The sequence below is a fragment of the Planctobacterium sp. AWM4_229 genome (genome assembly GCF_056160305.1).
Genome location: NZ_JBSWWX010000001.1, coordinates 590218 through 611855, shown reverse-complemented (window position 1 = coordinate 611855; position 21638 = coordinate 590218). Strand labels below are relative to the sequence as shown.

The window sequence follows — 21638 nt, the reverse complement described above, 5'->3', positions numbered from 1 at the left end:
CAGCTTCGCCAAGATTGTCAAACCTTAAAGCGTTAACCTCATTTAACTGTTCATTGTCTGGTCACTTTAGCCACCCAAAAAAAGGGCGCCGAAGCGCCCTGAATAAGCTTGAATAAACAATGCCCTTAGTTTTCAGTCACTTGCCACAGGGTAACTGTTCCGCTGATTTCATTACCAACAACAACTAAAGCGTTGCCCGTTGGGCTGTTTTCAGCGGCAATAAAGACCATACCCTCAGGGGCCAAGTCGCCTGCCAAATCAGCGCCTTCAGTAGTATCACGGTTGATCACGTAATCTACAAATTGCGTGTTATAAGGATTAGTGATGTCGTAAACGAAGATACCACCCATGCGCTCAAGGCCAATGAAGGCATAGGTGCGATCACCCACCATACCTATGGTTAAGGCTTCAGGCTCTGGCCCTTTATTGGCGGAGCGGGAATCCCCTTCGTTTTCATCATCGTTGTTATTGAATTCATCACCGTGTACAGATGCAGTAATGCGCTCAAAATCGTCTCCCGAATCGAAAACTACCAGGCCGTTTGTATCCCAGATAGTGAAAGAGCGCGCGCCGTACGCATAGATGTTTTCGTATACGCCGTCGTTGTCGCTATCACCTAATTCAGAAGTGACATTCAGGCGACCAATGGGGAAGGCGCTGAAATCAAAATCTTCAGGGTCGTCACCCGCTGCTGTTTCAAGCGCTGAGCCTGCGGCATAATCAAGACGACGTGCCTGAGTCTCGTCCGTGTATGACAAACAGCCATCATCCTCATCAAAATCCTGACCGCCTGCCGCTTCACAAAGCGCTTCATCTTGATTGCCATCAGCGTCCAGAGTGTCGAAGAAATACTCGCGGGCATCACCTTCGTTAGCCGTAACAATGAAACTTGCGCCATTCCAGCTGTAGGAAGCGATGGTATCTGGTTGGTACATACCATAAAGGTTTTCATAAGTACCGAAACTCACACCGCCGTCTTCCATGCCGTCAATCATCAGTCCGCTCCAGTCTTTGAAGCCAAGCCCAACAACTTCAACGCTGTTATCCGTTAAATCTACGATGGCTAAACCGTTGTTTTCCTGCAGAGCAACAAAAGCGACTTCGTTGGTAGCAGTGATATATTCTGGCTCCAGGTCTTGAGCTACGCTGATGTTAATCAGGTTGCCATTGATAGTGCGACCTGATGGGTTAGGGAAGTGCATGCCTTGTGCTTCAAGATCTGCCTGCATACCATTGTAGGCTGTAAAGTCGATGATAGTTGCAGTATCAGCTGGAGCACCATCAGTAATGTCGATAACCGCAATGGAACCTTCAGGATCCACTGAATAATCGTCAGCAGGCTCACCTTCATTGGCTACAAGCACTTTGCTTCCATCAGGGGTGAAGGTCACCATATCAGGCAAATTACCCACAGTTACCGCTTTTACATAAGCGGGAGTACCGGCATCCAAACCATTGTAAAACAAAACTACGCCGTTATCGGCATGGGCATCAGCCGCCACAGCAACGGCCATCCAGTCACCTGCAACGGCAATGCTATTAGGACTGCCCAGGGTGATGCCATTGGCTTCGGTTTCCAGTAATAACGCGCTTGAAGTCAGGTTAGTATCGGAAAGGGGATTGGATAACTCATCAGCCGTTAATCCTGAGATGTCAATCATCTCAACGGTTGGGACATCTGCGGCACTGTTAATGGCGAAAACCGTTTGTGTTGTTACATGATATTGTACAATTTCCGCTGCGCCTTCCGGGTCTTCGGGGTTGAGTAGAGCACGTCCTACTACACCCATGCTCACACCTAAAGAAGCATCTTGACCAGGTGTGCCTGCTGAGCCGGTGTCACCCTGGGGACCCTGTGGTCCGGTTGCGCCTTGTTCGCCATCGTCGCCAGAGCAACCTGCAAGTACGGCTAAAACCGCCAGTGATAAAAGAGTACGTTTCATGTTAGATCCTATTTTTTAAGTCGCGAGTTCGAGGGTTAAAAGGACGCTATTAAAAAGACGCTTTGTGACAGGTTGGCTACAAAATTATGAAACTTATCAGTGTCTTATAACCGTACGGTCAGGTTTTAGATGTTCAGGCAAGGCAGCGCTTGCGATGTGGAAATATCTACATTTATAAAAAAGACGGAATTAGTCAGGCTATCTGATATGTATTGGTATGTAAAAACGCAGGGGATACCTGATTTATCCCCTGTTTGGGAAGGGCGGGTGCAGAGATAATAACTTGTTCAGTCAGGAAGCTCGCGTAATGCAAATGCCCTGCTGTCGAGTGATTTAGTTATTTTCAGCGTCAATCGCCTGTTGCACGGCGCGATAAAAGGCTTCTCTTTCTGCCCCTAAGGTTGTTTTCATGCTGGCTCTGGGCCAATTGGCGTTTGAGGCAATTACCAGGTTTCTGTTTGGATCGATAAAAATACCCTGGCCAAATATCCCTCTGGCGGCATAGCTGCCATCGTCATAGGTCCACCACTGATAGCCGTAGCCTTTGCCGGGCCTGCCAATATCCGCTTGTTTACTGGTGGCAACGGCGATCCAGTCTGGCGGCAGGATGGAAGAGCCTGCTATTTTTCCCTCTTCTAAAAAGAACAGCCCCATTCTGGCGAAGTCTCGAATGGCGGCCTGAACACAACAGCCGCTGATTTCATGGCCTGTCTTACCTAAAAGCCAGCTGGCATCTTGTTGCATGCCAAAGGGGGCCCAGATTTTCTCTGACAGATATTGTGACAGTGTTTTGCCAGTGGCAGCGCTCACCAATACCCCAATCAGATTGGTTTCCCCGGTTTTATAACGCCATTTACTGCCTGCAGGTGCTTCGCGCTCAAGGGTACGCATGTAACTGACTGTGGAGTCCATGCCTTCGGCCGGAACATGCAGGTTAAACTGGGCCACATCACTGTTGGGATCCTCATAGTCCTCATTCCATTTTACCCCTGACGTCATGGTAAGTAACTGTGCAATGGACACATCATCGTAAACAGAGCCTTTGAGATCGCTGATGTAATCCGACACCTTGTCGTCAATGCTGTGGATATAACCCTCTTTAATGGCGATACCCACTAACGTCGATGTAAAGGATTTCGCCACAGAAAAGCTTGTCCAGCGGCCTGTACTACTAAAGTAAAGGCCATAGCGCTCTAATCTCACCAAACCATTGTGAATGACAACGATGCCAGCAGAGCGTTGGTTTTGCATGTACTTCTCTGCATCTATTTCCAACTTAAGTGGGGAACCAGTGGCTAATTCACGGACATTATTCCCCGCTTTTATTGGATTGGATTTTACCATTAGCGGTACTCTATCTATGGTGCGAAATCCGGCATCGCGTTGTTCGATAGACCAGAACAAAATATTGGTATCAGTGGGTAGTGCTTTAAGAAGCCGTCGCATATCTGCGTCAAGATTTACATAAACGAATGCAATTGCTGCAATTGCAGCAGTGAGCAATCCTACAATCCATTTAGACATGGTCTTTAATCCTTTTGTTATTTTTAATTTGTGGCCAGAGTTACAACCTTATATTTTTTATTGCAATTTGCCAGGTTCAAAGCTGCAATTTTGGTTCGGGAATTGCTATTCAAAACTCATTAGCGCAATTTACCAGATTTTTGACACCAGATATGCACACTACCGCTGCCAACGCAACGTCATTGTTTCAGTATATAGATGACCAGCGTTCTAATTCTCAATTTATTAGCGACATGCAGTCGTTAACCGCTAATACCAGTAGCAAAGATGTCGATGCCATTCAAAATAGTCTGGTCAATGTGCAATCCATCGATGACATGGTGGATCAGATTATTAGCGGTGAGAGCAGTGTCACCGGAGACAAAGTCAATGATATGTTGGACTTTTACTTTAAGCAGGTGAAAAACGAATTAAAGTCCATCACTGATGATTTGAATCTCGCCAATATACCGCCACTGCAATATACAGAGGAAAAATGGCAATTTGCTTCGGACCAGTCAGGCGATAAGTCACTGACAAATTTTCTCAACTATTTAAATCGCGATACCAGACTGAGTGAGCGAATGGAAAAAGTGGTGATGCTCTCCGAATTAGGTGAGCAGGTTAGTGCCAGAGATTATGCGCAACAGTTAAAAAATGAGGACATAGCAGACACTCAAATAGAAGCTTATCTAATGAGCACCAGTCAGCAATTACAGGATAACCGCTATCTCAGTGTCGAGAAAGGCGCACTCAAATTGGGGAATTACGGATTGGCGTCTGAAGAATACCAAAACCGCTTTTCAAAATAGGCACTTTGAAAAACAGGCGGACACCTGAGGCGCCGCCTTTAACGTCGAAAAGGTATTTTTGGTGAAGCATCAATTTTTTGCTTCATATTTATTATCGGCACACACTTCGCTAAATTAAATTAGACAAAGGTAGTAGAGCGTATTGTTCTATATCAGATAAGTTTGCAATAAAAAACTCTACACTTTCCCATTGAATCGCTATGATAGTAGCAGTCATTGTTGAAAGGTTGTTTGATGGAAAGTTCATCTTTAGTTATTGCCAAGTTTGGTGGCACTAGTGTGGCAAATTTCGAGGCCATGCAAAATTGCGTAAAGATCGTTACGGCAAATCCCCAGTGCAAACTAGTGGTAACCAGCGCGCCTGCCGGGATAACCAATCACCTGGTCGAATTGGGTAAAACCCCCATGCCGGAAGAAGATAAAGAAGTCATTCTGGATCGCATCAAGCAACAGGTCTTCAATATTCATGAACAACTCACAGATAAAAGTAGTGTCAGAAATAAACTGGATGCCTTATTTACCGGGATGCAAAAAGTCGTGTATGCCGATGGCATCAATGAAAGCCCCATGCTGCAAGATGAACTTTTGTCATTTGGGGAACGACTGGCTTCAGTATTACTAACCGCGTGTTTTGAGCAAGCTGGAGCTGATGCGCAGGAGTTTGATGTACGTGAGATCATGCTAACCGATGATAACTTCGGTTCAGCCACACCGGACCTCGAACAACTGGCAGAAAAATCAGAAAAAGAACTGAAACCACTATTGAGCAACCACATTGTCATAACCCAGGGGTTTATTGGAAAAACCGCTTGGGGAGATACCACAACACTAGGTCGCGGTGGTTCAGACTATACCGCAGCACTTTTATCTGAGGCATTGTCGGCCAGTCGCTGTGAGATTTGGACAGATGTTGCTGGAGTGTTTAGCACAGACCCAAGAATTGATGATAAAGCCTATCCAATTCCCGAGTTAAGTTACGATGAGGCCGCTGAAATGGCCAATTTTGGTGCCAAAGTATTGCATCCGGCAACGCTTGCCCCTACCTTGAGGAACAATATTCCGGTATTTGTGGGTAGTACCAGAGCGCCAGAGCAGGGCGGTACAACCATAGTTAAGGATTGCCAATTCGAGCCAACGTTTCGTGCGATTACACGTCGCAAAGAGCAACAGCTTGTGACGCTACATACACCCAAGATGGAGCGTTCCAGTCAGTTTATCGGCAAGGTATTTAACATACTGGATCAGTTTGGTCTGAGTATTGACTTAATTACTACCTCAGAGACCTTCATCTCTTTGACATTTAACGCCTGGCATGCCACCAATCTGGCGCATGCTTCCTCGCGGGCGTTGGCGGAATTGGAAAAAATTTGCATCGTAGAGGTGACGCCAAATCTCGACCTCATCACCATCGTGGGCAATAACTTACACGCCAAACACGGTGGCGCCGGAAAAATTTTTGAAGTGCTGGAAACCGTGCGCATTCGTATGATCAGCTATGGAGCGAACCCTCACAATATTTCCTTCCTGGTGGACCAGCAAGACAGTACTGGCGTGATAAGAGAATTGCACCAGCATTTGTTAGCGGAAAATTTGAATCGGCCACAAAGCTAAATATACCCAAACTACCTCAAGATACGCAACTTCAGCGGGAGAATAAAAGGATTTAGGCAAGGTAAATTGGAGAAGGCATGGTTGTTCTCACGTCGATACAATTTAACGCAGCATAAATGCTTTTAGGCCCCGCCCTTCGGGAGCTTCACAGCGCTTCCATTACTGTGTTGCACTTGTTTGAAAGGTAGCCGACATTCCTTCTCAAGTGCGCCTTGTACTGAAAGCGCTGTGATAGCTCTGAAGCAGGCATCTTGAGGTGGTTTGGGTATACTTGTGATTTCATAAACACTAGCAGCAGCGGGTTTTTACTACATTGAACTGCTTAACCGTGTTACGCAGTTCATCCAGTGCAATGGGCTTGGTGAGAATTAAATTAATATCTCCTTTGGTGCGTGCCTCTTCAACGTATTGTGAAATGAATCCACTGAGCAATACCACGGGAATATTGGGGCACTTGAGCTTTATCTTCTTTGCCAGGTCAATTCCGCGCATTATTGGCATTTGATCGTCACTGATCACAATATCAAATTGGCCTTGGTGCTGCTCAAACACTCGCCAGGCTTGCTCGCCATCCGCGGCGATATGAACTTCATGGCCATCTGACTGCAGTGCTTCAACATAAAGTTGCGCAATTTCTGTTTCATCCTCCACCACCAAGACTCTGTGTTTTTCAAAATCAACACATTCGGTTCGATGTGCCTGATGCTCAATACCCGGATGACTAACGGGAATGTCTATAGTGACAGTGCTGCCAATGCCTTCTTGACTGTCAATCTGTATATGAGCTTTCATGTCTTCCACCAGGCCATGCACTATCGCAAGACCCAAGCCTGTGCCTCGACCTTTCTCTTTAGTGGTGTAAAAAGGATCGAAAGCTTGAGATGTTTGTAACTGGCTCATGCCTCTACCGGTATCAGATACCGTTAATGTTAATTGCAAAGGCTCAGATTGATTGGGTGATAATTCACACAACTTAATATCGATAGTGCCGGTGTTGGGTTCAATCGCCTGACAAGCGTTGGATATCAGATTCATAAGTAGTTGAGTGACACTGCTTTCGTCAGTGGAAATCATCCCCGAATCCTCGAGATTCACTTGCAGATTGATATTGCTGCTGATTGTGGGTTGTATTAATTCCAGGGCCTGTTCAATGGCTTTTTTGAGATCTATCGCATGATGAGGTTGTGGGTTTTTGCGACTGAAAGCTAATATGCGCTTGACCAATTCTGCACCTCGCTGAGAAGCGTCCAGAATTTTACAGGTGTGATGCAATAACTCTTTGTTGGCCTGAGTCATTTTGAGTAATTCAGCGTTACCAGAGATAATCGCCAGAATGTTATTGAAATCATGAGCAATACCACCGGAAAGGGTACCTAAGGATTCCATTTTTTTTCTTTGAGCTCTTTGCATTTCGCGCTTTTTCTGGACACTCAGATCCTTGATGAGTCCCCATGCCCGTGGTGTTTCCGCTGGGTTGGTATTCACCTTAAATACTTTTACCAGGGCCGGAACAGGGTGACCAAGGCGATGTATATAGTGCTTCTCAAATGCTTCGCTTTCGCCTTTTTCTGAAATACTTTCAGCGAGTATTATTTCACTCTGTTGCAGAGAGGCGCTGTCGGTGATGTCGAATATGTTCAAATTGCATAGGGTTTGTTTGTCGTAACCGATCATCTTGCAAAACGCTGGATTGCAATCCAGAATTTTTCCATCGGGCACGGAACATTCGACGATACCATCATCTAGGGAGTGATAGAGAGAGGAAAATTTATCAGAAAGCTTTTTGAAAGCCTGTTTTTCTGATTCCAGGTCGTTCAAAAAGACCTCTTTTTCCAGTTCAGAACGATAGGCTTTGACAATCAAGCTGCAATTGTCCAGCAGAGGCTCTACAAACTGTAATATGTTTTCGTCGTAGCCGGATTCACGGTTGGCCAAACCCACCATGCCCACCATTTGGCCCTCTCTAAATAATGGGAAACCAGCAAATTGTTTTAAGGTTGGATGACCCGGTGGAGTCCCACCAGATTGCGGATGATGTTGAGCATCATTGGTTATCAGTGGCTTACCCGTTCGAATAACAGCGCCAAATAGCGTATTTAGATTGTGAAATTCAAGTCCCGCATCGAGATTGCGGCTAAAGTAATGTTCTGTATCACTATCCTTGGATATGTTCGCAAGGGCAATGTGTTTGAGGTATTGCTGCTTATTCTTATCCGTTAGAACTTCCGCGATAAAACCAAATTGACTATCCGTAATAGTGAGAAAAGCTTTTAGAAAATCAGACACCAAAGCCCGAGTAGGAGTGCCATTGAGATAATCGCGATTAACACAGGCAATGGCGTTAATTATTTTTTCTGTTTCGCGGTTTTTCTTCGCTTCCTGCTGAGCTAACTTTCTATTACTGCGACTTTCAAGCAAATGTACTATTTGCTTGGCCATCAACTCTAATCCTTTTTTTTGTACATCGGACAATACTTTGGGTTTATCATCCAAGACACAAAGGGTGCCGATAGCGATATCAGATTTCAGGCGCAGGGGAATGCCCATATAAAAGCGAATGCTTAAGTCGCTTTTAACTAAGGGATTATCACAGAATACAGGGTGTTCTCTGGCGTCTTCAATTTCCAATATGCGGTTATTCACCAGCGTGTGGTTACACATGGATATTTCACGTTGAATTTCACAGATATCCAGCCCTAACTTCGATTTAAACCAGAGTCTTTCCGAGTCAGCTAAGGTTAAAACTACATAACGCGTTTCACACAATTCACCTGCAAAGCGAACTACCTCATCGAATTCAGGCTCTGCTGGTGTATCCAGTATAGCCAAATTACGCACAATTTTTATGCGTTCAAGCTCTTCATCGATAACTGGAATTTCGGACATACAAAGCACTTAACAATAGTTTGTAAAAATATAGGTAGGTTTCACTGAAAGTTCAAAGAAAGTCACCTTCTAATTAATGCAGATACAATGCAGAAATTGAAGGCCAGATTAACTATCCGGGATTTACTAACTAGTTAAAGGTGTAAGTCGTGTAGCCACATGTGTAGTGCAATACTACTCACAAACCCCAAGGCTATGACTGGTGTCCATTTGAGATGGGATACAAAGGTATAGATACCACGAGTTTGGCCCATTAAGGCCACGCCTGCAGCAGAGCCAATGGACAGCATACTTCCGCCTACACCTGCACTTAAGGTAACCAACAACCATTGTGCCTGGGACATTTGAGGTTCCATGGCGAGCACCGAAAACATCACCGGGATATTGTCTACAAATGCGGATAACACACCCACAAGAACATTGGCCTGTGTAGTTCCCAAATCCTGGTACATAAAAACAGAAAGCAGCTCCATGTAGCCAATGAAGGTTAAACCACCCACCGACATGATTACGCCATAAAAGAAGAACAGGGTATCCCATTCAGCATGGGCAATCTGGGCGAAGACATCAAAATCCAATGGATCGTCGGAAGTGCCTGGCGGGTTTTCTGTTTTGTGGGTCCAGTCGGTACTGTGAGTGCGTAACCAGAAACCATACAGCTTGAGGTAAGCGAGGCCTAGCAGCATCCCATAAACAGGTGGAATTGCCAGTAAGTGGTGAAAGGCTATTGCTGTGATGATGGTTAATAGAAATAACAGCACGATTTCCATGCCACCTTGCTGGATAGTGCTTTTCTGCACCACCTGTTTTTGAGGCCTGCCAATCGGAACGGCAAACTGCATGATAAACGCCGGCACGAGATAATTCACCAGAGATGGCAGAAACAAGACGCCAAACTCGGTAAAAGGCACGACGCCTTTTTGCCACACCATAAGCGTGGTGATATCTCCGAAGGGACTGAATGCCCCTCCAGCATTGGCGGCCACCACGATGTTGATGGAGCAGGGTACGATGAAGCTTGGTTTGTCGGACGCAACGGTCATGATGACGGCACACAAAATTAATGCCGTTGTCAGATTATCTGCAATGGGAGATATGACAAAGGCAAGTATGCCGGTAACCCAAAATAAACTTCGATAAGTAAATCCTTTGCTGGTTAACCAATGGCGTAAGGTGTTGAAAACATCTCGCTCCATCATGGAGTTGATATAGGTCATAGCCACTAGCAGGAAGAAAAATAACTGGCTGTATTCCAGGAAGTATTCGTTGATTGCCGGGGCAATCAGGTGGCCTTTTTCCTCACTGTGGTAATACCAGGCAATGAGTGCCCAGATTATGCCCGCCACCATAAGAACCGGTTTCGACTTTTTCAGGTGAATTTTGTCTTCCAGCATCACTAGCAGGTATGCCAGAGAGAACAGGGACAGGACCACATAACCCACCCAATGCTGAGTTAAATTGATGCTGTCCTGGTGGGTTGAATCCCCTGCAAATATTACCGAGGCACTTACTGAGGCAACCATCGAAACGAGCAGTAAACAGAGCAAAAGCCAACCTTGGATAAATTTCATGACACCTCAGTTCTATTGCAGTTGCACAAAGCATCCGCTGGTTAAATCAGAATGCTTTCTCACCATTTTGTTCTCGAACATCCCATTGTTCTTTAACCCGCAAGAATTCCAGCTGATGATCAAAAAAGCATTCCACCAGGTTTGGATCAAAGTGTTTACCTCTGCCGAGTTTTAATTCTTCAAAGGCTTTGGCAATCGGCCAGGCTTCCTTATAGGGGCGCTTCATGGTTAATGCATCGAAGACGTCAGCAATTGCGACGATTCGCGCACTCTCGGGAATGTCCGTTTCAGATAAACCCGCCGGGTAACCTGAACCGTCCCATTTTTCGTGATGACACAAGGCCACTTCGGCGGCCATTTGAAATAAAGGTGTTCGGCTCTTGGATAGGATATCGTAACCAATCTGGGCATGAGTTTTCATTATCTGCCATTCTTCATTATTGAGCTTTCCGGGCTTTTTTAATATGGCGTCAGGAATACCGATTTTGCCGGTATCATGCATCGGCGCGGCATACTCCAGTTGCTTAGCTTTACTCACTTTCCAGCCTGCTTTTTGCGCCAGTAAGCCAGCATAGGCTGCCATCCTCCAGATGTGTAATCCGGTATCGGTATCATTGTAATGACCAGCTTCACCCAACATGTGTATTGCCGCCTTTTGGCTTTCTGCCAGCTCTTTGGTACGCAGATTCACCTGGATTTGCATGGCCCGCTGTTGATCATACAAAGACAGGTGGGTCTCCACCCGTGCTTGCACTATCGGCCCGGATACGGGCTTGGTGATATAATCTACTGCACCTACATCAAAGCCTTTCTTTTCATCGACGACATCGGTTTTAGCAGTAATAAAAATGACGGGAATTTCGTGGGTGCCAGGTGACGATTTGAGTTTCTGACATGTCTGATAGCCATCCAGTTCGGGCATCATGATGTCCAACAGAATAAGATCAGGTTTGACTTTTTCCGCAATTTCAATCGCCTGTGCGCCGTTTGTGGCCATAGAAAGTTGATACTTACCTTTCAAAATCTGGCGCAATAGCTGCAAATTATTCGGTTCATCATCAACGATTAGAATACGCCATTGGGGCTGCTTATCCGTCATTTGAATTGTGCTCCTTTTCCAACGTCAGCAAGAGTTCCTGTGCGATACTTTGCATTGTCTCAAAATCAAATTGTAGCAAGGATTTTTGTAGTTTAGTCAGTGTACTGTCTGGAATCATGGCTTGCAGTGATTCCAGTGCCAACTCGGCTTTGTCGGGGTCGTGCTGCTGACAAGCGTCTGCTAACTCATGCAGCATTGGGCGACTGTGCTCCAGATCGACTGCCGACGAAGGTTGCGTCGGGTCCAGTTGCACAGGGCTGGCTGGGAGGCCATCTATGGCGCTGACTGTCAGTTTTAAGGTTTTTAGAAACTCACTGACAAATTGATTTAAACCGGAAGTTTGCACGGCATTGAGTTTTGCTTCCAGTTGTTCACCACTGGCGGCTAATTTGTTGAGTGACATATTGGCCGCTGCACCTCTGATTCGATGTACCACGGCTGCCGCAGCATCATAGCTTTGGGCACTGATCATGGCCGTAAAATCCTGGGAAACCGAACGGTTGCTATCGGCAAATTGATGTAGCGCCTGATACAGTTCAACCTCATCTTGCCACTGCGCCAGCGCTTCGGGGAAATCGATAAGGGCCAGATTCTTCTTCGATGAAGAGGAGTCAGGTAATGTGTTCGCGGCAACGTTACCGTATTTGGCTAACACAGCAAAAAGCTTCCTGAAGTCTATGGGTTTGGTAACAACATCATTCATCCCGGCTGCCTGGGCGGCCTCTACTTCTTTAGCCATCGCGTTTGCCGTCATGGCGATGACAGGACTGCTTTGATAAAAAGTATTTAATTGTCTGATGGCCTGGGTAGCTTCGTAGCCATTCATTTCCGGCATCTGAATATCCATCAAGACCAGATCGTAGTTCTTTTCCTGACAGGCGCTAACAGCCTGTTTGCCATCATGGGCAATATCGATGAGGTGTCCTGCCTTTTCTAAGCGTATCCTGGCCAGAGTGATGTTTTCCTGTACATCATCCACTAACAAAATATGCATTGGGGTTAACTGACCTGATACTTCTTCTGTATTGCTGTTGTGAAATTGCAACTTTGTTGAGGGCAGATGGATGGTGAAATAAAATGTACTACCGTGATTCAGCTGGCTTTCAATCTTTAACTCCCCATCCATTAAATGTACTAACTCTGAGGAAATGGTGGTGCCAAGGCCAGTGCCACCAAATTGGCGGGTGATGGAGGCATCGACTTGAGTAAAGGGCTCCAGTATTTGACTTATTTTATCCTCTGCGATGCCAATGCCGGTATCACTAATGGCGAAGTAAAAATCCTGATGGCCTTGTTCTTTCACCTCTAATTTGACCGTACCTTGGTGAGTAAATTTGATAGCGTTGCCGATCAGATTCAATAACACCTGGCGCAGACGGTAGGGATCACCAAGGTAAGCTGCTGCCAGGGTTTCAGGCGTTTTCAACTCCAGAGTTAAATGTTTTTCGCGAGCTTTTATTTCCATTAAGTCGCGAATTTCATGCAACAGTTCATTCAGGTCAAAAGGGCGTAATTCGAGTTCCAGTTTACCGCTTTCAATTTTACTGACATCTAAAATATCGCTGATAAGCTGCAACAGGAAATTGGCTGAGTTAAATGCAATTTGCAGGTGCTTGCGGGTTTCTTTGCCAAGCGAGTTGTCTTCAATGGCTAATTCCAGAAAGCCGATGATAGAATTCATTGGTGTTCTTATTTCGTGACTCATGGTAGCCAAAAAGTTACTTTTGGCCTGAGTGGCTTGTTCTGCCTCTTCCTTAGCCTGTTCAAGTCGAGTTTGCACTGTCTGCATATCGTGGCGTAGATGACGTTCAACCCGTATTGCTTTGTTTACTCTGTCCAGCAAGCCATTGAAGCTGGTCACCAGGTCACCTATTTCATTGTTTTGTAATTGCTCTGGCAGTGTTAACCGCGTCTCTGAACCCGGTTTGATATTGGCTATTTGAGCCACTGTACGCACGATGGGTTGTGAAATATAGTATTTGATCAACTGTGCGGACAATAAACAGGCGCTGAAGACCACAATGACCAAGCCAAAAATCATGGTCCAGGCGCTTTCTGCCGCCTCCTTTTGCACCCATTCTCCGTTGGGCGAAACCAGAAGTTGACCAATTTTTTGTTCATCAAAAGGAGATAGCAGCGACAAAGAAGTGGCTTCCAGCTCGCTGCCCCCCTTGGCATTGGTGCCAGATATAACAAAACCCGGATTAACATCGTCTTGGAAGGCTTCCAGTTTTACTGAGTACACTACATCATTGCTCAGCAAACCATTAAGCGCATCCTGACCGACGATTTCATCGCCGGCATAAGCGGCTGCTGAGGCGGAAGTACTGACGGTATTCATCAAGTTTTCGGTGAGTCGATAGCTCTCTTTCAGCGCCTGGTTTTGGCTCCAGAAATAAACAAGGATACTAAATAATACTGACAGTAGCAGAGCACAACCGGCCATGATGTAAAAGATAAAATGGTCTAGCTGTTTAAGTTTCATTAAAGCGGACTCCAGCAAATTACATGGTCAGAACAGGGGTAATACCGCGTTCTTCGAGAATGGCACTGTAAGTAGCAGGTAGATAAGCAATAATTCCGGACTCTCTGCTCAATAACTGAATGATTTGTTCACTACTCTCAACGGGCACGGGAGGATTGGCACGGCCTGAATATTTCAGGCGCGCCCAATAGGCGTCAATATCGGAGATATTTTTACCTGTTAGCGCCTGGTAGAATTCAGCTCGATTTTCAGATTCTAAGGGATGATCCAATGCTTTGACCCTGTCACCATCGGGCAAAAATTTGGATCTTCCTAAAAACAATCCCATCACCTGTTTTTGTGATAGTTGCTCCACGTTTGACTGTACACTGACAACTATAAGCCATTGCACGCGCTCGCTTTGACCAAACATAACCGAAGGCGCAAGTGTTAACAGCAATAACAAGCCTTGTAGTATTCTCATCAAAACACCATGTCCAGATTGAGGGAACACCAGGAGCGAGATTCGCTATTGGGGTAACTCTGATCAACTCGACCGTGAATGCTGCCCGAGCCGGCATCAAACTTGTAATAATCGCATTGCATTTTTAAGGCTTTGCGAGTGGAAAAATCCCAGCGTAATCCTAAAGCCAGGCTTCGTTGATTGTGGCGTACGCTGGTGACTTCTTCATTGATGTCTTCTTCCAATTCTTGAAACAACTCCAAGAAAATAAAATCATCTGGTAGGCCGAGTTCATCTACTTGCTGGTAATCATTGTTGGAGTCATCTCTGGCATAACCAAACGTTGCGTAAGGCAACCAGTTACCAAAACGGTGGCTAACGTGAAAGTAGGCCCGGATACCGTTGTAATGCACGAAATCGGCGTCTATGTTGCTGATCTCTGATTGTATTTTCCAATTGCCGGATTGCCAGGTAGCACCCGCGGAGGCATAACGCATGACATTACTTACCGTAAAATCATTTTGAATGCGTAATAGGTCTGGCCACAGTGGCTGGAATGCGGCAACGAATTCTTCAATCTCTCTGGCATCATCGAGTTCCTGTTCAAACTCCAACCAGGCATAATTAGCGCGCACGTGCCAATTGCCGCTACGCCAGTTGATCGCCATATTGTAAATGGGTTCTGCTCGCGTGACGTCATCAGATGCGGGCTGGCCAATATCATCAGGATCAACTTCATCGTAAGCATCGGTCTCAAACTCTTCTTCGATATAACCAATTGACAAATCCCAGCTCCATTCATTGTCAAAGTCTCCCCAGAGCTTAGTTATGCTAATGCCATCGAATGATTCGTAGGGAATGATGCCGTATAGTTCTGTGGGGGGACGCACAAAATCATAGGAGTACCCCACGTTGATATGATCTGAGAGTATAAATAAATCAAAAGGTTGACGGCCCAGGGTAAATTGCCATTCATTGCTGGCGCGATACCGAGCAAAAGCAACATCGATATAATCGTCCCAGTCGGTGGCGTATTGATGCTTATAGACTCCTTGAAATGCCACTTCCCAATGATCGGAAAGTTCTCCGCTTAGCTGCAAACCCAGGCGAGAGTCTACCAAAAAACCGTTGTCAGATAAGCGAATACCTTCTTGGGTAATGTTGCGGCGAAATAAACGGTCGTCGTATTTATCCGTTTGAGTGTAGCCTAAGGTCAAAAAACCAGTGACTTTCCAGTTATTGTCCAGCACATCTGACAGTGTGGAAGATAGTTTGTCTGTGGTGGACTCATCGGCTGACAATTGACCGCTATTAAGCAATAAAACAGCAATGCAGCTGATGCGCCGAATTCGACGGGCAATTTTAGATTGCCTGGTGTTTAATGACATACGTATGCTCTTACTGGTTTTCAATTCACGGGTAAGGTTTTTTACTATTTCATAAATACTGTAGGAAAGACATTGAAAAGGCGCTAATGTTCCTTCCTGTATAAGTCAATTTTAGTATCTTCTACCAAATTATAAGTAATGTGTATTAAGGATTTGTAAATGTTTTGCAAAACGAACAAGGCTTTAACGGTGTTTAAAGGAAGGAATACAGCATTCAAATGGTTAGGCCTTTTACTGTGTTTATATGCTCCTTTTGGGTGGGGCGGCACATCAGAGGTGCCGGATCCCGTGGGTTATATTCAGGTGTCTGATATTTTGACGCATTATCCGGTTTTTAAGCAAAATTACGATGAATACAGTCCAGATAAACAAGAGCTGGCGCTCATGAGACAAATGGAAAATCAGGAGTTGTTGGTGATGTTTGGTACCTGGTGCCATGACAGTGAACGTGAAATCCCAATATTGCTAAAACTGCTTGATGAAAGCGGAGTAAAGCTGGAAGCGTTAACGCTATTAGCGGTGGACAGAAATAAACGGGAACCTACGGGTAAGGCCAAGCAGTGGCGACTCAAATATACGCCTACCATTGTATTGAAATCCGGCGAAAATGAACTGGGGCGCATTATTGAAAAGCCCAAGGTGAGTTTGGCGGCAGACTTAGCGAATATGTTGAATTAGAAATTTTCTCGTGTCATTTTTTCTATTGGCACGAAGCTTGATTGACTCCTGATAACCCGACGCGTTTTAGCGTCGTATGCCAAATTGTTGACGAAATCAGGAGTCAGTTATGTCAACCAGACAACTTATCATCAATATCGAAGCGTTATCCGAAACTCTGTCAGAAAAACAACTGGTACAATTTCTGGATATTATGGACGCCATGACTGTTATGGTGGATGAAGCTAAAAAAATCAGCCATGACCTGATAGCTGATTTCGAACAACCAAACGACTGTCATTACCTGCACTGAAATTAGAGCAGATTGCGTACCTCATTTAATGCTGCAACGGCAAAGCCACGATCATAAAAGTAGATAATTTCTCGGTTTTCGTCGAGCAAGATAACACGAGCATTGTTGGGATTTTGATTGCCGGTAAACCGTTGTATCTGTTCACCATCGGCATAGATGGTGATCACGCCTCCCCATAATTCCTTGGGGATCCCCCGGCGCATACCGTTATCTATTTGTGTTTGAAACATTCTGGGAAACATGCCTTGAATGGTGGGGAGTTCAAACGCCTGCACTTGGGTTTGCGTCATATCCAGGCCGATCAACCAGCGGTCTATATCAAATTGACTGTCTTGCACGTAGCCCAGCAACAGCAACACCTTTTCCTTTGGTAAGTCTTGGGGAATCTTCATGGTTTGGTCATCTAAAGATGTACCAACTACATCAGGAAAACGTTGGTTAATAGGATTTTTATTGGGGTAGGTGCTAGAGCAGGCCGAAACTATAAGAGCTAGTAACAACAGCGTAGTGATTTTTAGTTTTATGCTTGTCATGGACGATAGTTGCAAATAAGGAACGAATGCAAGCTACTACGCTGTTTATGACGGTATTGATCACCACAGATTTGCAACGGGTAAAACAGATGAGATTTAGCGATTTGGTTCTTTTTGCAGGCGCGAAAATTCCAGCAATGCCTGATTGGCCTGTTTAAATTCTTGTTGCAACGCCGTATTTCCGGGTTCGTTTAACCACATGTCCAATGCGGCTCTGGTTTTCGCAACCAAACAATCCAGCTTGTCTTGGGCTTCTCCTGCTGACATGTCTATCACCTCTAGATATTACTCAGCGCCAGTTTGACGCATTCTTGTGTTTAGAGATTGACGACGTTGGTGGGCCAGGCGACTCATTTCCAGGCAAACCTGTTGAAAATCTTCTTCGTTTTTTGGGTTGTGAAGTTCTTGCATCCACTTCCTGAGCACCTGATTGCGTTTACTCATCAATGTAATTTCCATTTCTGATCCCGGTTTGTTTTCAGGGGTATAAATTTTTAGCATTGAACTTCCTCAGCCTCTACAACTATTCGGCTAATAAACATGTTGATAAGACCAATAACCGTTTAGGGTAATAGCAAGCCTTAAAAACGGCGTCATAGTGAGGGGGGCGCTTTACACTTAAGCGAAGAATTAATGACTATTTTGTGAAAGCTTTACCAGCCAATAGAAAAGCCATTTCATCAAAATTCTATTGGCTATTTATCTCAGACTTATGGCATCAGCAGTGTTAATGGTTTTTCGGAACTCAGAAGGCTTTATTTCGTTAAGAAGTTTGATTGTTCCCTGTTCCTCGATGAGCAATTGAAAATTGGCTTCCCGTTGCTCAAATTGCTGCGCATCAGCATAAGAGGTGATAAGCATATAGTCATAAGGCGTTTGCTCTGTATAGGTTACTTGCAGCAGTTGCCAGGGTTGGATGTATCCTCTTTTTACAGCGTTTTTGCGCAGCGTTTGCCAGTTCTCGCGGTAATAGTATTGCGCTTCTGCCGAATGACCATTTAACACCTTTACAAAATCAATGGTACTCATTTCAGCCAAGGCGCAGTTGGCAGTACTGAGCACCCATATCAGAAAAACGAACCTTAATATCCCCATTGAAAAACCTCAAAAATCACTCTCTGTCGGTGTATGTCAGTGTAGTCGAGGCACAGCAAAATAAACGATTACAAGATGTAAAAGAATGTGTGAGGCTATTTGTTTAGGCTCGCTTTTAGTTCCGGTCTACCATACAAATATCCTTGTAAATAGTCTGGACCGAACTCCATCAGACAACGGGCCTCCTCAAGCGTTTCAATGCCTTCTGCGATGATTTTAATGCCGTTTTCTCGAGCACCAGCAATGAGGTGTTTGACGATTTTTTGTTTGGAGGGTTGGGTATCAATATCGCGAATGAGTTCCATATCAATCTTGGCAAAATCCGGCATTAGCTCGTTGAGCAAATTTAATCCTGACCATCCTGCACCTACATCATCAAGGGCGACTTTGAATCCCGCGTTGCGATAAAAGTTAAGTACACCTTTGAGGTGAGCCATATTTCTGACTTTGTGGGTTTCGGTTACTTCAAATACCACGTCACTGGCTTTTAAACCTGCTTTCGCTATAGCTGCTGCAGTTGACCGCAGGCAATAAGACGGGTCGTAAATACTAGAAGGATCGAAATTAACAAACACTTTACTGTTCAAATTAGCGACTGCCGCATGCTCGATGGCGGAGCGTCTGGCGGTAAGATCCAAAGAAAACAATAAATCTGATTTGTCCGCCACTGAGAACACATAGCTTGGTGGGATTATGGTATCGTCGGCGTCTCTGATGCGGAACAAAGCCTCATGGGCGAAAATCTTGGGATTTTCTTTTAGGGCATCTGCGGCATGAATGATTGGTTGAAACCAGCTCTCGTAGCGATTTTGTTCAACAGAGTCCACTATCCAGATACTTTTATAACGATTAATAAAAACATCAGCACTGATCAATCTGCCAATGGCATCATAGTCCAGTTGGGTTGTGCCTGCTGTAGAGGTGATTTTAGTATTGGCTTTTTCCGGACCTTGTAGTTCTCCGAAAATACCCATCAACAACATATCTACTCGGCTCTCGTGGCAGGCTACACTTATGCAATGGCTGTCCAATTGCTGGTTCTCAAAATCCAGTGAGTTAAACAGTTTTACTAATTTGGATTTGGTTTCCAGGGTTGGTAAAAACAAAAAGAAGCGGGTCTCTTCAAAAAAATAACGTTTTATCGCCTCACAATCCGCACACCACATTTTAATCTCCGCCAGTTGTTTGTCACTATGATGATGGTTACTTACGGTACAGTGAGAGAAATGGTTTACTCTATGCGCAGCGATGAAGTGGATCCTGATTATGGATCTAATGGCTTGACTCTCACCTTGGGGGAGCGTTCAACATACTTCATGCTAACGTTTTACAGCAAATTCTGGAGTTGAGATGAGTAGTGAGAAAAGTTGGACAGTGAGTGAAGTTAGTCAGCTAGCGGGTGTCAGTGTGAAAACTTTGCATCATTATGATGAGAAAGGACTTTTGGTACCTATACGTCAACAATTCAATGGCTATCGGCTCTATTCTCAAAAACACCTGATACGGCTACAGCAAATTCTTATTTATAGAGAGCTAGATTTTAGTATCGAAGAAATAAAATTACTGTTGAAAGCAGAAGGTAAAGATGTTGTGCAGTTATTAGCGTCCCAAAAGTCTTTGTTGTTAAAACGTCAGCAAACCATAAGCAAAATGATTAATACGCTGGAGGTAACAATGGACAGCATCAAAGGTAAGCAAATTTTCGATATTTTATTTGAAGATATTCCCAAGGAGAAAACTGAACGCTGGGATAATATGGCCCGTGAGCGGATGGGTGATGAACAAATGGAGCAAAGCATGGGATCATTTGCGGGTATCGCTGAGACTGATATGCGCAAACTTAAAGAGGAAAGCGACAGGATCACTATCGCCTTTGCCCAAACAATAGGACAACCCATTGAATCAGATTTGGTGCAGCAGTTAACTAAAGAGCACTATGAGCTGGCCAATAAAATGCTGCATCTGGTTCGAAAAGCAGAGGGGGATACTGAATGGCAGGATCTGAGGTATGAAGATTACAAAGCCATGGCAGATAGCGTGGACGAGCAAGATGTTCACGAACTCTGCGAACATTATGGCGAAGGGTATGCAGAGCACGCAAGGCAAGCCATGATTTACTTTGCTGAAAAGCAGTTAAAAGAGAGATAAATTTAACTATCAGTCATGAAAGCATACCACCATATGAGATTATGGTGGTGTGCACTTTTTTTGAGGCTAAATTCTTATCGGCTGATTTGATTAAATCGGCGTTCGACCTGTCTTTCACAAAATCAAGGACAGTATCTAATATGACACTGGTAGTCCGATTGAGCTTTTTGTTAGGTGTGTGCTAAAAAGGCATTCCATTATTGATTGGAATAGCCATTTCTCCCCTTACGCTAGAAGTGCTAAGCAACACCCTGTGTCCATGTGCTATAAGCGCTACAGTGTCATCATCACCTTCAATATTCTCCCATTCTATCACAGCATAGCCACGGTCAAAGGCGCTTTTTTTGATAGTAACATGACCAGAAGAGTTTGGAGCTAACTGACTGTTAGAACTAACAAAATTGCTATATGAAGTTGGAGAGAGTGCAGTTCCTGACTGACCATAGAAAGTAACGGTAACATTAATGTAATTTGACGTGATATTTGAAATAAATACGTTAGTTGGTCTTGATGTATGGTCTGAACCCCAGTGAGGTACAATTGCCTTGCCACTGCCCGCAAAAACGGAAAGTGGAGAAAGAGCTACCACGAGGAGTGAAGATAAAATAAGTTTTTTCATGATACCATCCTATTGTTGATTAATTGATAAACACATAACGGTTAATTTAAAGGGCGATTACTTGCTGGCTATACTACCCGAAGAATGAGGGGGAGTCAGCGAGTAAGCGTCCAAGTTTAAAATTTTTTGTTATATTTAAATTACCAATAGGAGGAAAGCACCGCCAACTGCCAGCACACCATAATACTGTGGACCCTTTTCAAATTTTTGTAGAAGAGCAAAATAGACTAAAGAAACACAAAAAGAAATTACGCTCCAAATGATTACTGAAAGAACCTCTCCTCCAGAGACAAGAGCAGCAAAAATAACGGATACAGTGTATAAAATTGACGCGTAGGTTGGATTCCTTGTCGCTTCAAGTAGTTTAATTGCAGCTATCAAGAAAACTAATTCAATTATCATTCATTCTTCCTTAAATATAACGTCTAAATTAAAGGGCAAATACTTGTTGGCTATACTGCCTGAGGAACGAAGACCAGCCAACGGGTATTTGTCCAGTTTTAAATTTTCTTGTTAGTACCCATTAGCCTAAT

Annotated in this window: 20 protein-coding genes; 5 read left to right on the top strand and 15 right to left on the bottom strand. The window is 44.6% G+C overall.

The genetic code is table 11. The features are described 5' to 3' along the window. Window positions 1-125: 125 nt before the first annotated feature. Window positions 126-1943, bottom strand: a complete 1818-nt coding sequence (locus ACXAGP_RS02685; RefSeq protein WP_475259357.1) for a choice-of-anchor I family protein — start codon at window positions 1941-1943, stop codon at window positions 126-128. A gap of 333 nt (window positions 1944-2276) precedes the next feature. Continuing rightward, window positions 2277-3467, bottom strand: coding sequence for a serine hydrolase domain-containing protein (locus tag ACXAGP_RS02680; protein WP_475259355.1), 1191 nt, complete (start codon window positions 3465-3467; stop codon window positions 2277-2279). A 152-nt stretch (window positions 3468-3619) separates the two neighbouring features. Between ACXAGP_RS02680 and ACXAGP_RS02675 the strand changes: the two genes are divergently transcribed. After that, window positions 3620-4258, top strand: coding sequence for a hypothetical protein (locus ACXAGP_RS02675; RefSeq protein ID WP_475259353.1), 639 nt, complete (start codon window positions 3620-3622; stop codon window positions 4256-4258). A gap of 234 nt (window positions 4259-4492) precedes the next feature. Continuing rightward, window positions 4493-5869, top strand: a complete 1377-nt coding sequence (gene lysC, locus ACXAGP_RS02670) for a lysine-sensitive aspartokinase 3 (protein ID WP_475259352.1) — start codon at window positions 4493-4495, stop codon at window positions 5867-5869. A 288-nt stretch (window positions 5870-6157) separates the two neighbouring features. Here the strand turns inward: lysC and ACXAGP_RS02665 are convergent, their stop codons facing one another. The 6 genes from ACXAGP_RS02665 to ACXAGP_RS02640 all read right to left on the bottom strand — a co-directional run bounded on the left by ACXAGP_RS02665 (window position 6158) and on the right by ACXAGP_RS02640 (window position 15740). Continuing rightward, window positions 6158-8755 carry a GAF domain-containing protein gene (locus ACXAGP_RS02665; protein WP_475259351.1) on the bottom strand — a complete coding sequence of 866 codons (2598 nt, stop codon included), beginning with the start codon at window positions 8753-8755 and terminating at the stop codon, window positions 6158-6160. A 134-nt stretch (window positions 8756-8889) separates the two neighbouring features. Beyond that, a complete protein-coding gene (gene nhaD, locus ACXAGP_RS02660; protein ID WP_475259350.1) occupies window positions 8890-10326 on the bottom strand; it encodes a sodium:proton antiporter NhaD in 1437 nt (478 codons plus the stop codon). A gap of 46 nt (window positions 10327-10372) precedes the next feature. Further along, complete coding sequence (locus tag ACXAGP_RS02655; RefSeq protein WP_475259349.1) at window positions 10373-11425, bottom strand: response regulator; 1053 nt, start codon at window positions 11423-11425, stop codon at window positions 10373-10375. Then, complete coding sequence (locus ACXAGP_RS02650) at window positions 11415-13910, bottom strand: ATP-binding protein (protein WP_475259348.1); 2496 nt, start codon at window positions 13908-13910, stop codon at window positions 11415-11417. The genes ACXAGP_RS02655 and ACXAGP_RS02650 overlap by 11 nt, the downstream gene beginning before the upstream one ends. Before the next feature lie 19 nt (window positions 13911-13929). Then, window positions 13930-14373 carry a hypothetical protein gene (locus tag ACXAGP_RS02645; RefSeq protein WP_475259347.1) on the bottom strand — a complete coding sequence of 148 codons (444 nt, stop codon included), beginning with the start codon at window positions 14371-14373 and terminating at the stop codon, window positions 13930-13932. Next, window positions 14373-15740, bottom strand: coding sequence for a hypothetical protein (locus tag ACXAGP_RS02640; protein WP_475259346.1), 1368 nt, complete (start codon window positions 15738-15740; stop codon window positions 14373-14375). The genes ACXAGP_RS02645 and ACXAGP_RS02640 overlap by 1 nt, the downstream gene beginning before the upstream one ends. 159 nt (window positions 15741-15899) lie before the next feature. Between ACXAGP_RS02640 and ACXAGP_RS02635 the strand changes: the two genes are divergently transcribed. Both ACXAGP_RS02635 and ACXAGP_RS02630 read left to right on the top strand, forming a co-directional pair. Then, the gene (locus tag ACXAGP_RS02635; protein ID WP_475259345.1) at window positions 15900-16418 is read left to right on the top strand and encodes a thioredoxin domain-containing protein; all 519 of its coding nucleotides are present in this window, start codon (window positions 15900-15902) and stop codon (window positions 16416-16418) included. Between the two features lie 109 nt (window positions 16419-16527). Further along, window positions 16528-16710 (top strand): hypothetical protein, encoded by a 183-nt coding sequence (locus ACXAGP_RS02630; protein ID WP_475259344.1) that lies wholly within the window; start codon window positions 16528-16530, stop codon window positions 16708-16710. 2 nt (window positions 16711-16712) lie between these two features. Here the strand turns inward: ACXAGP_RS02630 and ACXAGP_RS02625 are convergent, their stop codons facing one another. The 5 genes from ACXAGP_RS02625 to ACXAGP_RS02605 all read right to left on the bottom strand — a co-directional run bounded on the left by ACXAGP_RS02625 (window position 16713) and on the right by ACXAGP_RS02605 (window position 19504). Then, a complete protein-coding gene (locus ACXAGP_RS02625) occupies window positions 16713-17243 on the bottom strand; it encodes a hypothetical protein (protein ID WP_475259342.1) in 531 nt (176 codons plus the stop codon). A gap of 96 nt (window positions 17244-17339) precedes the next feature. Then, window positions 17340-17510, bottom strand: a complete 171-nt coding sequence (locus ACXAGP_RS02620) for a hypothetical protein (RefSeq protein WP_475259341.1) — start codon at window positions 17508-17510, stop codon at window positions 17340-17342. 18 nt (window positions 17511-17528) lie between these two features. Further along, a complete protein-coding gene (locus ACXAGP_RS02615) occupies window positions 17529-17744 on the bottom strand; it encodes a hypothetical protein (RefSeq protein ID WP_475259339.1) in 216 nt (71 codons plus the stop codon). 198 nt (window positions 17745-17942) lie between these two features. After that, on the bottom strand, window positions 17943-18338 hold the full coding sequence (locus ACXAGP_RS02610) for a hypothetical protein (RefSeq protein ID WP_475259337.1): 396 nt from the start codon (window positions 18336-18338) through the stop codon (window positions 17943-17945). Window positions 18339-18433: 95 nt separating this feature from the next. Further along, window positions 18434-19504, bottom strand: coding sequence for an EAL domain-containing protein (locus ACXAGP_RS02605; RefSeq protein ID WP_475259336.1), 1071 nt, complete (start codon window positions 19502-19504; stop codon window positions 18434-18436). A gap of 184 nt (window positions 19505-19688) precedes the next feature. Here ACXAGP_RS02605 and ACXAGP_RS02600 point away from each other — a divergent pair, with 184 nt between their 5' ends. Continuing rightward, window positions 19689-20486 carry a MerR family transcriptional regulator gene (locus ACXAGP_RS02600; protein WP_475259335.1) on the top strand — a complete coding sequence of 266 codons (798 nt, stop codon included), beginning with the start codon at window positions 19689-19691 and terminating at the stop codon, window positions 20484-20486. Window positions 20487-20667: 181 nt separating this feature from the next. On the opposite strand, the gene ACXAGP_RS02595 is transcribed toward ACXAGP_RS02600, so the two are convergent. Further along, a complete protein-coding gene (locus ACXAGP_RS02595; protein WP_475259334.1) occupies window positions 20668-21105 on the bottom strand; it encodes a hypothetical protein in 438 nt (145 codons plus the stop codon). A gap of 135 nt (window positions 21106-21240) precedes the next feature. Further along, a complete protein-coding gene (locus tag ACXAGP_RS02590; protein ID WP_475259332.1) occupies window positions 21241-21507 on the bottom strand; it encodes a hypothetical protein in 267 nt (88 codons plus the stop codon). Window positions 21508-21638 lie beyond the last annotated feature (131 nt).

Bases quoted from the DNA above. Each gene is read 5' to 3' on its own strand.
- nhaD (WP_475259350.1), bottom strand. From the start codon at position 10,326: ATGAAATTTATCCAAGGTTGGCTTTTGCTCTGTTTACTGCTCGTTTCG.
- ACXAGP_RS02650 (WP_475259348.1), bottom strand. From the start codon at position 13,910: ATGAAACTTAAACAGCTAGACCATTTTATCTTTTACATCATGGCCGGT.
- ACXAGP_RS02605 (WP_475259336.1), bottom strand. From the start codon at position 19,504: ATGTGGTGTGCGGATTGTGAGGCGATAAAACGTTATTTTTTTGAAGAG.
- ACXAGP_RS02685 (WP_475259357.1), bottom strand. From the start codon at position 1,943: ATGAAACGTACTCTTTTATCACTGGCGGTTTTAGCCGTACTTGCAGGT.
- ACXAGP_RS02600 (WP_475259335.1), top strand. From the start codon at position 19,689: ATGAGTAGTGAGAAAAGTTGGACAGTGAGTGAAGTTAGTCAGCTAGCG.
- ACXAGP_RS02645 (WP_475259347.1), bottom strand. From the start codon at position 14,373: ATGAGAATACTACAAGGCTTGTTATTGCTGTTAACACTTGCGCCTTCG.
- ACXAGP_RS02595 (WP_475259334.1), bottom strand. From the start codon at position 21,105: ATGAAAAAACTTATTTTATCTTCACTCCTCGTGGTAGCTCTTTCTCCA.
- ACXAGP_RS02590 (WP_475259332.1), bottom strand. From the start codon at position 21,507: ATGATAATTGAATTAGTTTTCTTGATAGCTGCAATTAAACTACTTGAA.
- ACXAGP_RS02625 (WP_475259342.1), bottom strand. From the start codon at position 17,243: ATGACAAGCATAAAACTAAAAATCACTACGCTGTTGTTACTAGCTCTT.
- lysC (WP_475259352.1), top strand. From the start codon at position 4,493: ATGGAAAGTTCATCTTTAGTTATTGCCAAGTTTGGTGGCACTAGTGTG.
- ACXAGP_RS02620 (WP_475259341.1), bottom strand. From the start codon at position 17,510: ATGTCAGCAGGAGAAGCCCAAGACAAGCTGGATTGTTTGGTTGCGAAA.
- ACXAGP_RS02630 (WP_475259344.1), top strand. From the start codon at position 16,528: ATGTCAACCAGACAACTTATCATCAATATCGAAGCGTTATCCGAAACT.
- ACXAGP_RS02640 (WP_475259346.1), bottom strand. From the start codon at position 15,740: ATGTCATTAAACACCAGGCAATCTAAAATTGCCCGTCGAATTCGGCGC.
- ACXAGP_RS02615 (WP_475259339.1), bottom strand. From the start codon at position 17,744: ATGCTAAAAATTTATACCCCTGAAAACAAACCGGGATCAGAAATGGAA.
- ACXAGP_RS02680 (WP_475259355.1), bottom strand. From the start codon at position 3,467: ATGTCTAAATGGATTGTAGGATTGCTCACTGCTGCAATTGCAGCAATT.
- ACXAGP_RS02635 (WP_475259345.1), top strand. From the start codon at position 15,900: ATGTTTTGCAAAACGAACAAGGCTTTAACGGTGTTTAAAGGAAGGAAT.
- ACXAGP_RS02675 (WP_475259353.1), top strand. From the start codon at position 3,620: ATGCACACTACCGCTGCCAACGCAACGTCATTGTTTCAGTATATAGAT.
- ACXAGP_RS02665 (WP_475259351.1), bottom strand. From the start codon at position 8,755: ATGTCCGAAATTCCAGTTATCGATGAAGAGCTTGAACGCATAAAAATT.
- ACXAGP_RS02610 (WP_475259337.1), bottom strand. From the start codon at position 18,338: ATGGGGATATTAAGGTTCGTTTTTCTGATATGGGTGCTCAGTACTGCC.
- ACXAGP_RS02655 (WP_475259349.1), bottom strand. From the start codon at position 11,425: ATGACGGATAAGCAGCCCCAATGGCGTATTCTAATCGTTGATGATGAA.